Annotated in this window: 15 protein-coding genes and 2 pseudogenes; 10 read left to right on the forward strand and 7 right to left on the reverse strand. The window is 69.0% G+C overall.

All coding sequences use genetic code 11. From position 1 onward, the window contains the following. Positions 1–207: 207 nt before the first annotated feature. Complete coding sequence (locus OG947_RS19310; protein WP_328812653.1) at positions 208–855, forward strand: cutinase family protein; 648 nt, start codon at positions 208–210, stop codon at positions 853–855. Between the two features lie 311 nt (positions 856–1,166). Then, a complete protein-coding gene (locus OG947_RS19315; RefSeq protein ID WP_328812655.1) occupies positions 1,167–1,679 on the forward strand; it encodes a hypothetical protein in 513 nt (170 codons plus the stop codon). A 62-nt stretch (positions 1,680–1,741) separates the two neighbouring features. Here the strand turns inward: OG947_RS19315 and OG947_RS19320 are convergent, their stop codons facing one another. Then, positions 1,742–2,497: a hypothetical protein gene (locus tag OG947_RS19320; protein ID WP_328812656.1), complete on the reverse strand. Its 756-nt coding sequence runs from the start codon at positions 2,495–2,497 to the stop codon at positions 1,742–1,744. Then, entirely contained in the window at positions 2,488–3,429 is a 942-nt protein-coding gene (locus tag OG947_RS19325) for a hypothetical protein (RefSeq protein WP_027505864.1), read from the reverse strand. Before OG947_RS19325 ends, OG947_RS19320 begins: the two co-directional genes overlap by 10 nt. 69 nt (positions 3,430–3,498) lie before the next feature. Here OG947_RS19325 and lspA point away from each other — a divergent pair, with 69 nt between their 5' ends. Genes lspA through OG947_RS19340 form a run of 3 tightly spaced genes read left to right on the forward strand, consistent with a single transcriptional unit; the run spans position 3,499 to position 5,632 of the window. After that, positions 3,499–4,077, forward strand: coding sequence for a signal peptidase II (lspA, locus tag OG947_RS19330; protein WP_231476321.1), 579 nt, complete (start codon positions 3,499–3,501; stop codon positions 4,075–4,077). Next, a complete protein-coding gene (locus OG947_RS19335; RefSeq protein WP_027505865.1) occupies positions 4,074–5,000 on the forward strand; it encodes an RluA family pseudouridine synthase in 927 nt (308 codons plus the stop codon). Before lspA ends, OG947_RS19335 begins: the two co-directional genes overlap by 4 nt. 5 nt (positions 5,001–5,005) lie before the next feature. Beyond that, the gene (locus tag OG947_RS19340) at positions 5,006–5,632 is read left to right on the forward strand and encodes a hypothetical protein (RefSeq protein WP_082544517.1); all 627 of its coding nucleotides are present in this window, start codon (positions 5,006–5,008) and stop codon (positions 5,630–5,632) included. A gap of 2 nt (positions 5,633–5,634) precedes the next feature. Here OG947_RS19340 and OG947_RS19345 read toward each other — a convergent pair whose 3' ends face one another. Then, entirely contained in the window at positions 5,635–6,222 is a 588-nt protein-coding gene (locus OG947_RS19345; RefSeq protein WP_027505867.1) for a CHAP domain-containing protein, read from the reverse strand. 92 nt (positions 6,223–6,314) lie between these two features. On the opposite strand from OG947_RS19345, the gene OG947_RS19350 reads away from it, so the two are divergent. Beyond that, entirely contained in the window at positions 6,315–6,968 is a 654-nt protein-coding gene (locus OG947_RS19350) for a SanA/YdcF family protein (protein WP_373425280.1), read from the forward strand. 99 nt (positions 6,969–7,067) lie between these two features. Next, positions 7,068–7,181 (forward strand): annotated as a pseudogene (locus tag OG947_RS19355) (carbonic anhydrase); the annotation flags it as partial. Positions 7,182–7,194: 13 nt separating this feature from the next. Here OG947_RS19355 and OG947_RS19360 read toward each other — a convergent pair. Further along, on the reverse strand, positions 7,195–7,848 hold the full coding sequence (locus OG947_RS19360; protein ID WP_307092468.1) for a hypothetical protein: 654 nt from the start codon (positions 7,846–7,848) through the stop codon (positions 7,195–7,197). Between the two features lie 186 nt (positions 7,849–8,034). On the opposite strand from OG947_RS19360, the gene OG947_RS19365 reads away from it, so the two are divergent. After that, on the forward strand, positions 8,035–8,802 hold the full coding sequence (locus OG947_RS19365; RefSeq protein WP_027505869.1) for an MBL fold metallo-hydrolase: 768 nt from the start codon (positions 8,035–8,037) through the stop codon (positions 8,800–8,802). Positions 8,803–8,814: 12 nt separating this feature from the next. On the opposite strand, the gene OG947_RS19370 is transcribed toward OG947_RS19365, so the two are convergent. Continuing rightward, the gene (locus tag OG947_RS19370) at positions 8,815–9,102 is read right to left on the reverse strand and encodes a DUF3253 domain-containing protein (protein ID WP_285186082.1); all 288 of its coding nucleotides are present in this window, start codon (positions 9,100–9,102) and stop codon (positions 8,815–8,817) included. Then, a pseudogene (locus OG947_RS19375) lies at positions 9,085–9,219 on the reverse strand (DUF2256 domain-containing protein); the annotation flags it as partial. The pseudogene OG947_RS19375 and the gene OG947_RS19370, both read right to left, overlap by 18 nt. A 107-nt stretch (positions 9,220–9,326) precedes the next feature. Here OG947_RS19375 and rarD point away from each other — a divergent pair. Beyond that, on the forward strand, positions 9,327–10,226 hold the full coding sequence (gene rarD / locus OG947_RS19380) for an EamA family transporter RarD (protein WP_222631447.1): 900 nt from the start codon (positions 9,327–9,329) through the stop codon (positions 10,224–10,226). A 41-nt stretch (positions 10,227–10,267) separates the two neighbouring features. Next, positions 10,268–13,834, forward strand: a complete 3,567-nt coding sequence (gene dnaE, locus OG947_RS19385) for a DNA polymerase III subunit alpha (RefSeq protein WP_051613374.1) — start codon at positions 10,268–10,270, stop codon at positions 13,832–13,834. A gap of 25 nt (positions 13,835–13,859) precedes the next feature. On the opposite strand, the gene OG947_RS19390 is transcribed toward dnaE, so the two are convergent. Continuing rightward, positions 13,860–14,477, reverse strand: a complete 618-nt coding sequence (locus tag OG947_RS19390; RefSeq protein ID WP_328812657.1) for a hypothetical protein — start codon at positions 14,475–14,477, stop codon at positions 13,860–13,862. Positions 14,478–14,694 lie beyond the last annotated feature (217 nt).

A 14,694-nucleotide genomic window follows, 5' to 3' on the forward strand; every position in this document is an offset into this window, starting at 1 on the left:
CGCCCGGGACGACACGAGGAGGTTTCGGCGTCCGAACTGCTCGTCGTGACGGTCTTCCGGCGCTCGTTCCTTCCGTGTCTTCGGCGTTTCCGGTGACATGCGGGAAATGCGTTCGTGCAATTGTGATGTGTGCGAACAAGTACTGTCACCCGACATTTCCGTCCGTTACTGTGACCGAGTCCACTGACCTTCGGGGAAAGGCTCGTCATGAATGTCAGACTTCTCGCTCGGGTGTGTGCAGCGGCGTCTGTCGTCGCTGCGGCCCTGGTCGTTCCCAGCGCTGTGGCCACCGCGGCGCCGTGTACGGACGTCGACGTCTCGTTCGCACGCGGGACCGGTGAACTGCCCGGACTCGGCATCACCGGTGGACCTTTCACCAGCAGTGTCACCTCCACGCTCGCCGGACGGTCCGTCAGCACCTACGCCGTGAACTACGCTGCCGACTTCTCGCAGGCCAGCGCCGGGCCCGGCTCGCGTGACCTGGTCGCGCACATCACCTCCGTCGCAGCAGCATGTCCTGCAACGCAATTCATCATCGGTGGGTACTCACAGGGTGCCACTGTGGTCACCAATGCCGTGGGTCTGCGCACCCCGAGCAGTCTCACCGGTTCCGTGCTGCCCGCCGGCGTCGCCGACAGGGTCGAGGCCGTCGTCGTGTTCGGCAACCCGTTCGGTCTGACCGGGAGGACCATCGAGTCGGCGAGCGGAACCTACGGCCCGCGCGCCCGCAGTTTCTGCAACTTCGGAGACCCGGTGTGCCAGATCGGCGGATTCAATTCCTTTGCGCATCTCACCTACGCGAGCAATGGCAGCGCGGGTCAGGGTGCGACATTCGCAGCCTCCCGAATCAGCTGAATCGTTCATTGTTCGACTGATCGGAGCTCGGTGGACCGAATGTGCGCGGTGCATGCGGGTTCGGCGTCGAACCCGGCATCCTCCACCAGGCCAGAGGTTCGCCCCGTGCGCAGCGCGCGGTGTTCTGCGCAGGATGCAGAGTGCGCGCTACCCCGTGCGGTGCGCGCGGCGGCCACCGCGCCGGCCGACGCCGCCCACCCTGTGACCCCTCTCGAGGGCGCGACGAGCTTTACCGTTTCCTCAGAACTGGTCGGTAAGGTCTGGCCCGACGCTCGATACCGAGTCAACTCACGAGATGTAAGGACGTACACGTGAAGCTTCCCCGTACCGGACGCGCACTGGTGGCAGGCATGGCAGTCGCCGCCGCCCTGACGATGACGGCGTGCAGCAGCGGCGAGGACGGCGGCACCACCGACGCCACCACGTCGGCAGCCACCACCTCCAGCGCAGTTGCCGAGGCACCGTCCGATCTCCCCCCGGTTCCCACCGCCGAGGAGCTGAACACGCGCCTGCAGGAGAGCCTCGATCCCAACGTGCCGCTCGAGCAGAAGGTCCAGTACGTGCAGGGCGCGGAAGCCGATCCGGAGCTCATCAACAAGGTCGCCGAGGCCGCTCGCGTGAACAACGCGAAGATTCAGGTCCTCGACGTGGCCGATCTGGGCGACGGCACGCTCAGCTCCAACGCCACAATCGATCTCGGTGGCCAGGTCAACCCGCTCCAGGTCGCCTACGTGGCCGAGGACGGGGAGTGGAAGCTGTCGAAGGACAACGCTTGCGCGATCGTGTCGCTGGCGCAGCTGACCTCGCCTGCCTGCACCGCCTGACACCGCAGTACCGACCACACGACGCCGGCATCACCTTCGGGTGGTGCCGGCGTCGTCGTGTCTCAGCGCAGCCGGTCGGCGGCGGTGCGCGCGAGCGTCCGCACCAGGTCGGGGTCGACGGGCTCGGTCCCGGTGGCCACCAGTTGGCTCAGGGTGGATCCGGAGACGGTGAGGATCGCGTCCGTCGTCAGGGACACGCCGTCGCTGCTCACCGCGAGTCGCACCGCCACGGAGGCGTCGCCGATCGGGGCGACGTCGGTGAGCAGGGTCGAGGCGCCGACGCGGTAGTCCACCCGCACACCGTCGGCGTCCGTGCCGCTGAAGGTCGCGCATCGTGTGAGCGAGTCCTGCACGGCCGCGAACGCGGTGAGGGCGCCGGGACCGTCGTAGCTCGCGGCGTCCTGGTCGATCGACGAGAAGTCGGGTCCGCCGTAGGAGACGGATGCGGCGCTGATGACGCCGGGCACCTGGGTGGCGATGGGCGCCAGCACCGCGGCGCACTCGGCGGGGTCGGTGCTCGACCGGTCCTCGGCCGTCGCGCCCGGAGCGCTGGGGTCGAGCGGAGGCAGGTCGTAGCCGGTGTAGCCGGGTGGGAGGTCGGCGATGCTCAGGAGCCGACCGGCGAGCAGAGCGTTGTCGGTGATCGGGCCGGTGCCGGTGGCCGACGGCGGAGGGACCGGAGTGAAGGCGGGGAGCCCGACGGTGGGCGCCTCGGGCGTGGCCTCGCTCGGTGTGTCGCCGACGTCCCGATCGGTGCCGCATCCGACGAGCACCACCGCGAGCGCTGCCGTGACCGCGCCCAGTCGTCTCAACTCCACGTCACCGTGTTGCTGGTGGTCTGCTTCAGCGTCGTCTGGCTGTTGGCGTCCCGGTAGACCTGGTCGCCGCCGACGGCGACCGTGCCGCCCAGGGGAAGCGGCTTGGACGGATCGATCCGCAACTGCCCCTGGCCGGTCATCACGAACGACTCGATGTTCAGGGTGCCCTGCTCGTCGGGCAGCTGCCAGATCGGTTCCTCCGGCGACTGGGTCACGGCGACGTCGACCGTCGCGACGCCGTCGTCGAACGAGGTGAGTGTCGCCGTCGTCGTCTGCAGCAGCGAGATCCCGCTGACGACCTCCTGGGTGACGGTCCATCTCGCGCCGACGCCGATGGGCTCTGCCGGGAACGGGACGGCGCGGTACACCGCCTGGGACAGCGCCTGCTCGACGGCTGATCGAGCGATGTCCCGGGCGTCCGGCGACGGATCGATGGTGAGTGCGGTGACGGCACCCGACGGCGTGGTCGCGAAGCCTGCGGACGATCCCGCGGTGGGCCCGAGGCTCGCCTGCAGGGTGGCGTCCGACGTGGTGGCCGCACCGAGTGTCATGTCGACCTGGAGTCCGTCGGACCCGGCCGCCGAGCGTGAGGTCGCCGTCATCGGCAGCGTCAGCGGCGGGGTCGAGAAGTCCTGCGACTCGGCAGCGTCGATCTGCTGGCTGATGGTCGACTCGGCCACGAGGGTCGCGGTCTGCTCTGCTTCCGACGGGGTCGCGGTGACGACGGTCCGCGGCTCGGCTCCGGCATCGACCAGCGTGGTGGTGACGGCGGAGACCGGGAGAGTGACCGCGGACGTGCTGGGGGTCAGCTCCTCGGTCGCGGGTACGTCGGTGTCGGTCCCGCACGCCCCGAGCGAGAGGACGACGGTGACCGCTGCCGCGGCGACGAGGGTGGTGGAGCGTCGGCGGGGTCGTGTCGAGAGCAGTGTCACGCGCCCGAGGTTAGCGTCGGATCCTGAGCGGCCGGTGAGCGGTGAGGGCAGGTAGTGGACAATGGTGGGGTGACCGACGTGGAGAATCCGGACCGACCCCTGGCCCGACGTACCCGACGGCTGTTCGCTGTCGCGGCGGTCGTGCTCGCCCTGGACCTGCTCACGAAGATCGTCGCGGTCGCCGTCATCGAGCCCGGTCGACCGATCGAGATCATCGGTGACACCGTCACCCTCCGCATGGTGCGCAACGCGGGCGCGGCGTTCTCGATGGCCACGGGCATGACCTGGCTGTTGACGCTGGTGGCCGTCGCCGTCGTGGTGGGTGTGATCCGCATCGGACGCACTCTTCGCTCCGGCTGGTGGGCCGTGGGCCTCGGCCTGGTGCTGGGCGGCGCGCTCGGCAATCTGATCGACCGATTCTTCCGCTCGCCCGGCCCGCTGCAGGGTCACGTCGTGGACTTCGTGTCCATCGGCTGGTGGCCGGTCTTCAACGTCGCCGATTCCTCCATCGTCTGCGGGGCCGTCCTGCTGGTGATCATCACGCTGTTCGGGATCGAGCCGGACGGGACTCGCCGTGCCGACGACAAGGGTGACGACCCCGCGGTGACCGAGAGCGCAGCGGCGACGGAGTCGGAGAAGAAGGCGTGAGGGAGACACGGTCGATGCCCGTTCCGGACGGGCTCGACGGCATGCGCGTGGATGCGGGACTGGCTCGGCTGCTGGGGTTGTCGCGGACCGTCGTCGCGACCCTCGCCGAGGAGGGCGCCGTCCAGGTCGACGGTTCCACTGTGGCGAAGTCCGACCGTCTCGGCGGCGGCACGTGGCTCGAGGTGGAACTGCCTGAGCCCGCGCGTCCGTTGACCATCGAGGCACAGCCGGTGCCGGGCATGGAGATCCTGTACTCGGACGACCACATCGTCGTCGTGGACAAGCCGGTCGGAGTGGCCGCGCACGCGAGCGTGGGCTGGACGGGACCGACGGTGATCGGTGGTCTCGCGGCCGCTGGATTCCGCATCTCGACGTCCGGGGTCCACGAGCGTCAGGGCATCGTGCACCGTCTCGACGTCGGGACGTCCGGCGTGATGGTGGTGGCCACGTCGGAGCATGCGTACACCGTGCTCAAGCGCGCGTTCAAGGAGCGCACCATCGACAAGCGCTATCACGCTCTGGTGCAGGGACATCCGGACCCGAGCAGCGGAACCGTCGATGCGCCCATCGGACGACACCGCAGCAACGACTGGAAGTTCGCCGTCACGGCCGACGGCAAGCCCAGCATCACCCACTACGACACGGTCGAGGCGTTCCAGGCCGCGAGCCTGCTGGACGTGCACCTCGAGACAGGGCGCACTCACCAGATCCGGGTGCACTTCTCGGCGCTGCGGCATCCGTGCTGCGGTGATCTGACCTACGGTGCCGATCCGCGCCTGGCCGAACGACTCGGCCTCGAACGCCAGTGGCTGCACGCCCGCGCACTCGGGTTCACTCATCCCGGTGACGGCCGCTACGTGGAGTTCTCGAGCCCGTACCCGGCGGATCTGCAGCACGCACTGGACGTGTTGAGAGCGGGCTGAGACGCGTGCGCGCCGTGTCCGCGGCGTCGGTCGTCGCGTTGATCGTCGCGGTGCTCGTGCTCGGTGTCCTCAACCCGGTCCGTGGTTCGTCGGTTCGCACCGATGCCCTCGGTCCCGACAACGACGAGACCGCCGCGCAGTACGTGGCCCGGGTGGACCCGCCCTCCGGCGACGGAGATCGGTGGGCGCTGGTGTCCTTCACCCGGTCGATGCGTGCCGACGAGATCGCGCCCACCGTCGACGGAATCAGGGTCTCGGTCGTCTATGCGCACGTGCCGATCGACCGCGTGCAGACCCCGCTCGTGGTGGTCCCGGTGCCGGACACCGACTCCGTGCTCGCGTCGTCCGTCCGTCTCGCCGCCGGCCTCGTTCCGCCCGGACGCGACCAGCGCGGGAACGCGATCGCGACGGTGGTGCGCGCACGCCTGCAGGCCGACTGTGACTGCGCCGCAGGAGTTCTGGTACGTGCGAGTGTTCCGGAACTCGCCGCGCTCGCGGGCCTGGACGGCATCCGCGCGGTCGAGGCATTGCCGGGGGACGCGGTCTACGGCCGGTTCGCGGTGGCACCGCTGTATCCCGAACGCGACGGCGACGCGGTGCAGCCCGACGACGGCCCGGTTCCCGCCTCCTGACCTCAGGACCCGAGTAGGCCGAAACCGAGCACCGCCGAGTCGTCCGCCCAGTCCAGATCGTGAATGCGGATCCCGCCCATTTCGTTTCCGCCGACGGTCGTGACCGTGTCCCCGTCCACCGCGACCACGATGTTCGTGTGCTGCCCGACGAGCAGATCCCCGACGGGCCCACCCGACTCGTACAGGACGACGTCGCCGACCGCGGGAGAGTGGTCGCCGACCGGCGCGAAACGGCCCTGTTCCTGGTAGTACTCCGTCAACGTGTAGACACCGGGAATGCGCCACCCACCCGAGTGCGGATTGGTGAACGGCTGTCCGGCCTGGCGCATCACGTGACTGACGAAGTCGGCGCACCAGGCCTCGTCGACGCCCTCGGAGTAGAACGTGGCGGGACGGGGATCGCGGTATTCACGCTCCACCACCTCGAGCACACGCTGCTGCGCCGGGGACAGGGACGCGTCGGCCGCGGGGAAGTCGGCGGTGTCCCACGGGTACCACCGCTCGGGCGCGGTCCACAGCACCGCCGCGACGGCGACCACCGCGAGGGCGACGACGCCGGCGACGGTACGGCGGAGGCGGGTGGTGGGCATGCCTCGACGCTACCGAGCCGGGCCTCCGTGGTCAGGATCGCGGCGCCGATCTTCACGGAACCCTCACATGATGGACTGGGGACATGAGACGTGTGGGGCGCCGACATCTGATCCGTGCCGTCGGCGGGTCCGCCGCCGCGGTGCTCGTCGTCGTGCTCGGATCGGCGGCGTGGGTCGCCGCCTCGTCCCACGGTCGGCTGTACACGGCGGACACCGCGCCGCGCGCTCCCGTCGCCATCGTGCTGGGCGCTCGGGTCCAGGAGGGCGAACCGTCGTCGTTTCTCGCCGGTCGTCTCGACGCGGCACTCGATCTGGTGCGTCGCGGTACCGTGCGCGCACTTCTGTTGTCGGGCAACGCCGCCGGCACGTCGGGTGACGAGGTGGAGGTGATGACGCGCTACCTGGTGCGCCGCGGCGTCGATCCCGACCGCATCGTGGCCGACCCGTACGGTCTGACGACCCACGACACGTGCCGACGCGCTGTGGCGACGTACGGAGTGTCGACGGCCCTGATCGTCAGTCAGGACACCCATGCCGCACGTGCGGTGGCCCTGTGCCGAGCTGCTGGGATCGATGCCGGCGGTGTCGTCGCTCCCTGTGACTGTTCCCGGCGCTCGCTGCTGCGGCAGTTCGTACGCGAGATGCTCGCGCGTCCCAAGGCCGTGCTGGACGTGCTCCGCGGCTCCGCGCCCGCGGTGCAGTCGCCACCGACCGACGCGGTGCGCCGCGCCGTCGAGATCGGCTGACCCGAGTCACTCGGATCACCTCGAGCCCCACCCTGTTCGCACCGTCGCACCGCGAGCAGTCGGGAGACCCGAGCGCGAGTGTTCCTGTCGCGATGCTTGCGGCGACAGCTCCGGCGCATCGAGCTCAGTCCGTTCGTCTCGCGGACGACGTCGTTGCGCGGCTTCGTGTTCGACGTGGCGACCGGTGCGCTGCGCGAGGTTCAGCCGGCCTGATCGAGCGTGTCGGTCAGCCTGCGCTGCCGCGGCGGGCCTTCTCCAGCGCGGCCAGTGTCGACATGACGGTGGCGCGCTGACGTTGCAGGTCGCTGAGCCGGGCACGCGCGGGCAGACCCGACGACGCCTCGGCGTCGGCGATGCCGGTCTCGATGGCGGTGAGCTGCTCGAGCAGACCGGTCACGCGATCGGCGAGCACGGCGACGTCCACCGTGCTGACGGCACCCGACGGAGCGGAGGACGACGAGCGGGACGGGGTGGTGCGGACGGCGGCGGACGCACCGGCGCGGGCCGAGGCCTTCCGGACGTCGGCGGCCGCGGGACGCTTCGGCAGGCGGACCCGGTCGAGAGCGGCACGCGCACTGCGAGCCGCGGTGCGGTGCTCGAGCTCCTCGTCGTCGTCGGACGTCACCGCGCCGCCCAGGGGACGCAGGCCGTACATGCCGATGAAGCGACGCGCCGCGTCGATCGTGTTCTCGTGTTCACGGCACTCACCGCACCGGGGCTCGTCCCGGTAGATCTCGATGTCGGTCCGGCTGCCGCACCACACGCAGCCGCCGGGACTCCACCGCCGGGTGACGGGGGTGTCGTCCGCAGCGGTGTCGTGGGGTGAGGTGGTGGTCATCGTGGAGGAGGCGCCGGAGCCGAGATTTCGATCGTCGATCACGTCGAACCAGCGTAGTGCACGACACGAGGCCCGAGAAGCGGGAGCGGCTGTCGCCTCGTGCTTTTCGCGTCGTCGGTGACCAACGTCATGACACACCCGGCTCCGCTCGGTCGTGTCATCGGCGTGTCGCGTCAGCAGACTCGTCGGTCTTCCCCCGGGGCTCCCGACCGTCCATACTCGGCAGTCGTGAGCACACTCGAAGTCACGACCGTCGCCGACGGCGTGCACGTCGCGTTCGGGCCGGACGTCAACTGGACACTGTTGGTCGACGGCGAGGACGTGACGCTGGTCGACTCGGGATATCCGCGGTACGTCGGTGCGGTCGTCGAATCGCTGCGTCGTGTCGGTCGGCGTCCGGAGGACGTGCGGGCGATCCTGCTGACACACGCGCACATCGACCACATCGGCGGTGCCGGCCACTTCGCCTCGACCTACGGCACGCCGGTGCTCACCTCGGACACCGAGGCGCGGCATGCCCGACGTGAGTATCTCGAACAGGCATCGCCGCTCGACGTGGCGCGTAACGTCTGGCGGCGCGGTGCGCTCGCATGGACGGTGCGCATCGCTCGCGCGGGCGGAACCGAATCGGGCGCCGTCGCCGACGCCGAGGGGTTCGACTCGGTCGTCGGATCCGTGCCGGGTGGGCCGCTGGACCTGCCGGGCGGGCCGGTGCCGCTCGACAGTTCGGGTCACACGTCCGGTCACACCGGGTATCACGTGCCGGGTGCGGGGGCCGTTCTGTCCGGTGACGCTCTGGTCACCGGCCACGCTCTGAGCGTTCGGACCGGACCGCAGATGCTGCCGCCCCTGTTCGCGCACGACCGGCCGCGGGAGTTCGACGCGCTCGACGCCTTCGTCGGCCTGGACGCCGACGTCCTGATTCCCGGACACGGGGGAGTGCATCGCGGGTCCGTCGACGACGCGGTGCGGCGGGTACGGTCCGCACGCGCCTGAGTCGACTCCGGGTCAGCGGGGTCGCCGAATGCGGATGGGGCCCTTCGCCGTCGACGGGTCGACCACGTTTCCGCCCTGCGTGATCTCCGCCTCGCCCGCGGCGACGAGACGGCGGGCGGCGCGGCGGACGGGTTCCATCAGGGGGCGCCAGTCGTCCGGCGCCACGGCGCGAGCCACGTCGGAGGGACAGATCGACGAATCGCGCGAGCGACTGTCGAGCAGCCGCCGGATCGCGTCCTCGAGGCCGTCGTCGGCTCCCGCGGAGCCCGTGCGTCGGCACGCGTCGCTGCAGTACTTCACCGAGTCCCAGTCGCGTTCCCACTTCTTGCGCCACTCGATCCGTCGACCGCAGACGGCGCAGGTCTTGTCCGCCCGAGCCTCGGCCTCGCCGCTCGGCGCCTTCTTCCTGTGTGCCACCTCGTCGATTGTGCACCGGTCGGGGATAGCGTGAGCGCGTGCGCAGTCTCACGTCCTCTCTCGGCTCCCGGCGCGGTGGAGCTCCCCGGTCGTCCTCCAGCGTCGGCATGGCCAGCGGTGTCGGTGCGTACGGACTGTGGGGACTGTTCCCGGCCTTCTTCGGCGTGCTGTCCTTCGCCGGACCCGTCGAGGTCCTCGCGCACCGCATCGTGTGGACGTTGGTGCTCATGCTCGTCGTCCTGGCGGTGTTGGGACGACTGTCCACGCTGCGCGGTCTCCCGGCGCGCACGTGGGGTGTGGTGGCGTTGTCGTCGGCGTTCATCTCGATCAACTGGGGCGTCTACATCTTCGCGGTCTCGCAGGACCGTGTGGTCGAGGCAGCCCTCGGATACTTCGTCAATCCGCTCGTCAGTGTCCTGCTCGGCGTCGTGGTGTTCCGGGAGCGGTTGGGCCGTGCGCAGATCGCGGCCCTCGCGCTGGCCTTCGTCGCGGTGGTCGTGCTCACCGTCGACTACGGACGGCCTCCCGTCATCGCCCTCACCCTGGCCTTCTCGTTCGCGCTGTACGGCGTCATGAAGAAGGTGGTCCGGCTCGAACCCACCACGTCGCTGACCGCGGAGGGGCTCGTGGGGGCGCCGATCGCGATCGGTTACCTGGTGGTGCTGGGCGTCACCGGGGGAGCGAGCGCCCTCTCGCTCGGGGTGCCGCACGCCCTGCTGCTCGTCCTCGCCGGGCCCGTCACCGCACTGCCGCTGCTGCTGTTCGGGGTCGCCGCGCAGAAGCTGCCGTTGGTCACCCTCGGTCTGCTGCAGTACCTGACACCGGGCCTGCAGCTCGCGTGGGGAGTGCTGGTGCTGAACGAGGACATGCCCGCGTCGCGGTGGATCGGTTTCGCACTCATCTGGTGCGCGCTGGCGATCTTCACGGTCGACTCCGTGCGGCGTCTGCGGGCGCATCGCGTGGCGTCGGTGCCGGTCGAGGCGGCGTCCGCGGACGCCCCGCGCTAGTCCTCATCCGTCACAGTCGTCACACGCCACGTGTGCGGAGAATGTTGTCGGCCCGACGACCTAGAGTGGCTCCCGTGTCGGACTTCGTTCATCTCCACAATCACACCGAGTACTCCATGCTGGACGGGGCGGCGAAGATCGCGCCGATGTTCGCGGAGGCCCAGCGCCTGGGGATGAGCGCGGTCGGGATGACCGACCACGGCAACATGTACGGGGCCAGTGAGTTCTACAACGAGGCCAAGAAGGCCGGGGTCAAGCCCATCATCGGGATCGAGGCCTACATCGCCCCGGAGTCCCGTTTCAACAAGAAGCGCGTGCTGTGGGGAGACCGCAGCCAGAAGTCGGACGACGTCTCGGGCAGCGGCGCGTACACGCACATGACGATGGTGGCGGAGAACGCGACGGGTCTGCGCAACCTGTTCAAGCTGTCGTCCCTCGCGTCCACCGAGGGGCAGCTGGGCAAGTGGGCGCGCATGGACGAGGAGATCATCGCCAACCACGCCGAGGGCATCATCGCCACCACCGGCTGCCCGTCCGGCGAGATCCAGACCCGGCTTCGTCTGGGCCACGAGCGTGAGGCGCTCGAGGCGGCGGCCAAGTGGCAGGAGATCTGGGGCCCCGACAACTTCTTCCTCGAACTGATGGACCACGGTCTGTCGATCGAGCGGAGGGTGCGAGAAGGACTGCTGAGCATCGGGGAGCAGCTCGGCATCCCCCCGCTCGCGACCAACGACTGCCACTACGTCACCAAGGACGCGTCGGTCAATCACGAAGCGCTGCTGTGCATCCAGACCGGTAAGACGCTGAGCGATCCCACCCGGTTCAAGTTCGACGGCGACGGCTACTACCTCAAGTCCGCGGAGGAGATGCGCGCCCTCTGGGACGACGAGGTGCCCGGCGCGTGCGACTCCACGTTGCTCATCGCCGAACGCGTCCAGTCCTACGACGAGGTGTGGGAGCACCGCGACCGGATGCCGGTGTTCCCGGTGCCGGAGGGCTACACGCAGGGCACCTGGCTCCGCAAGGAGGTCATGGACGGCCTGCACCGCCGCTTCCCCGATGGTCCGACGGAGGAGTACCTCTCCCGTGCGGACTACGAGATCAGCGTCATCCTCGAGATGGGCTTCCCCGCCTACTTCCTCGTCGTCGGTGACCTCATCAACCACGCCAAGGAGGTCGGCATCCGCGTCGGCCCCGGTCGAGGTTCGGCGGCCGGGTCGCTCGTCGCCTACGCGATGGGGATCACCAACATCGACCCGCTCCCGCACGGTCTGCTGTTCGAGCGGTTCCTCAATCCCGAGCGCGTCTCCATGCCCGACATCGACATCGACTTCGACGATCGCCGACGCGGCGAGATGGTGCGCTACGCCACCGAGAAGTGGGGCAGTGATCGTGTCGCGCAGGTGATCACGTTCGGCACCATCAAGACGAAGGCCGCCATCAAGGACTCGGCCCGCGTGCAGTTCGGGCAGCCGGGCTTCGCCATCGCCGACCAGATCACCAAGGCACTGCCCCCGCCCGTGATGGCGAAGGACATCTCGGTCGCGGGTATCACCGATCCGACGCACGAGCGGTACAAGGAGGCCACCGAGGTCCGCTCGCTGATCGACTCGAACCCCGACGTCGCGAAGATCTACCAGACGGCCAAGGGTCTCGAGGGGCTGATCCGCAACGCCGGCGTCCACGCCTGCGCGGTCATCATGTCCTCGGAGCCGCTGACCGACGCCATCCCGGTGTGGAAGCGTCCGCAGGACGGCGCCATCATCACCGGCTGGGACTACCCGTCCTGCGAGGCCATCGGCCTGCTGAAGATGGACTTCCTGGGGCTGCGCAACCTCACGGTCATCGGTGACGCCATCGACAACATCAAGGCCAATCGCGGCATCGACATCGACCTCGACGCCCTGCCTCTCGATGATCCGGCGACGTTCGAACTGCTCTCGCGCGGAGACACTCTCGGCGTGTTCCAGCTCGACGGCAGCGCGATGCGGGACCTGCTGCGCAAGATGCAGCCCACCGGATTCGAGGACATCGTCGCCGTCCTGGCGCTCTACCGGCCCGGTCCGATGGGCATGAACTCGCACAACGACTACGCCGATCGCAAGAACGGTCGTCAAGAGGTCAAGCCGATTCACGCGGAACTCGAGGAACCGCTGAAGGTCATCCTCGGCGAGACGTACGGCCTGGTGGTCTATCAGGAGCAGATCATGCAGCTGGCGCAGAAGGTCGCCGGCTACTCGCTCGGCCAGGCCGACCTGCTGCGGCGCGCCATGGGAAAGAAGAAGCTGTCCGAGCTGGAGAAGGCGTACGCCGGTTTCCGCCAGGGCATGCTGGACAACGATTTCTCCGAGGCCGCCATCAAGGCGCTCTGGGACACCGTGCTCCCGTTCGCCGGCTACGCGTTCAACAAGTCGCACTCGGCGGGGTACGGGCTGGTGTCCTACTGGACGGCGTATCTCAAGGCCAACTACCCGGCCGAGTACATGGCCGGACTGCTCACCAGTGTCGGCGACGACAAGGACAAGGCGGCGATCTATCTCGCCGACTGCAGACGGCTCGGCATCACCGTGCTGCCGCCGGACGTCAACGAGTCCGAGCTCAACTTCGCCTCGGTGGGCGAGGACATCCGCTTCGGTATGGGCGCGGTGCGCAACGTGGGCGCCAACGTCGTGGCGTCCATCATCTCGGCGCGCAAGGAGAAGGGGAAGTTCACCGACTTCTCCGACTACCTGGCCAAGATCGATGCGACTGCCTGCAACAAGAAGGTCACCGAGTCTCTCGTCAAGGCCGGTGGTTTCGATTCGCTGGACCATCCACGCAAGGGTTTGATGCTGATCCACGCCGACGCGATCGACTCGGTGCTGGGCACCAAGAAGGCGGAGGCCATCGGCCAGTTCGACCTGTTCGGCGGCGTCGACGCCGACGAGTCCATCACCTCCGTCTTCAACGTGAAGATCCCGCCCGAGGAGTGGGACAGCAAGCACCGTCTCGCTTTGGAGCGGGAGATGTTGGGGCTGTATGTGTCCGGCCATCCGCTGAACGGAGTCGAGCACGTGCTCGCGGCTCAGTCGGACACCGCCATTCCCACGATCCTCGAGGGCAGTCTGAAGGACGGCACGCAGGTCACGGTGGGCGGCATTCTGGCGTCGGTCAACCGACGGGTGAACAAGAACGGTCTGACCTGGGCGTCCGCCCAGCTCGAGGATCTCACCGGCGGTATCGAGGTGCTGTTCTTCCCGCAGGCGTACTCCGTGTTCGGTGCGGACGTCGCCGAGGACGCCGTGGTGCTGGTGAAGGCCAGGGTGTCGGCTCGGGACGATCGGATCTCGCTCATCGCGAACGACATCGCGGTTCCCGATCTGTCGTCCGTCGGTGTCGCCAAGCCCGTCGCCGTCAGCTTGCCGACGCGTCAGTGCACCGCGGACAAGGTCGGGGCGCTCAAGCGGGTGCTGGCCAGCCATCCCGGCACCACCGACGTGCACCTGCGCCTCATCAGTGGCGACCGGGTCACCATGCTCAAGGTGGACGAGAAGCTGCGCGTCACACCGTCATCGGCGCTGATGGGCGATCTCAAGGCGCTGCTCGGACCCGGCTGCCTCACCGTCTGACGCTGCCTCACCGTCTGACGCTGCCTCACCGTCTGACGACGGCCGACCGCTCGACGGCTGCCGCGAGGTAGGCATCGGGATCGACGCCGAACGGGTTGTCCCGCAAGCCCTCCGCGATGACGTCGCGGTAGCGGTCGGCCGGCACTCCGCGTTCTCGCACGTGGCTCGACGTCAGAGTCATCGCCGGGACGCCGTCGATGTCGTCCAGGCGCAGCGCCGCGTCGTACTTGCCGCGGCGCGGCTCGGGCGACACCTCGACCGGCAGCAGCGCCCACGCTCCCGGCCGTGTCGGTAGGGACGCGCGGACGTCGAGTGTCTGCTCCGTCTGCGCGTTCTCCACCGTCGAGATGTGGTCGAGGGCGGCCCAGTCGAGCAGGTAGGCGCGGGCGATGCTGTCGGAGTCGGGGGAGGGTGTGAGCGAGAGGAACGCGGACGCTCCGGTCCACCGGGCCGAGACGCCGGCGAAGTACACCGCATGCGGCACGGTGATCCACCGGTGTTCGCGAGGAAGCGAGAGTGTCCGCGGGGCGGCGTGCGCACCGAATCTGCTGTCGGCCGCGGAGCCGCCCCAGTAGGCGTCGAGGCGTGCGGGCAGGGTGTTCGAGCCGTAGCCGACGTACCAGACGAGTTCGTGACTGTTCACAGGGACGGACGGTACCGTCGGATCGTCACGTCGAACTCGACCGAGAGGGATGATCCCATGATCACGAACTTCATCAACGCCGTGCTCGAACTCGTCGGTGGCATCGCCGCCGGAAGCAGCGGTCTCTACCTGGCCCCCGGTGTCCTGCCGTTCGGTTCCTGACATACGGCCGGACCACACGAACGCCGACGGGGCGCCCACGTGGAGTGGGCGCCCC

Origin of the sequence: Rhodococcus sp. NBC_00297, from assembly GCF_036173065.1 — a bacterium.
GTDB lineage: Bacteria > Actinomycetota > Actinomycetes > Mycobacteriales > Mycobacteriaceae > Rhodococcoides.

Bases quoted from the DNA above. Each gene is read 5' to 3' on its own strand.
- OG947_RS19310 (WP_328812653.1), top strand. From the start codon at position 208: ATGAATGTCAGACTTCTCGCTCGGGTGTGTGCAGCGGCGTCTGTCGTC.
- rarD (WP_222631447.1), top strand. From the start codon at position 9,327: ATGGCCAGCGGTGTCGGTGCGTACGGACTGTGGGGACTGTTCCCGGCC.
- dnaE (WP_051613374.1), top strand. From the start codon at position 10,268: ATGTTGTCGGCCCGACGACCTAGAGTGGCTCCCGTGTCGGACTTCGTT.
- OG947_RS19345 (WP_027505867.1), bottom strand. From the start codon at position 6,222: ATGCCCACCACCCGCCTCCGCCGTACCGTCGCCGGCGTCGTCGCCCTC.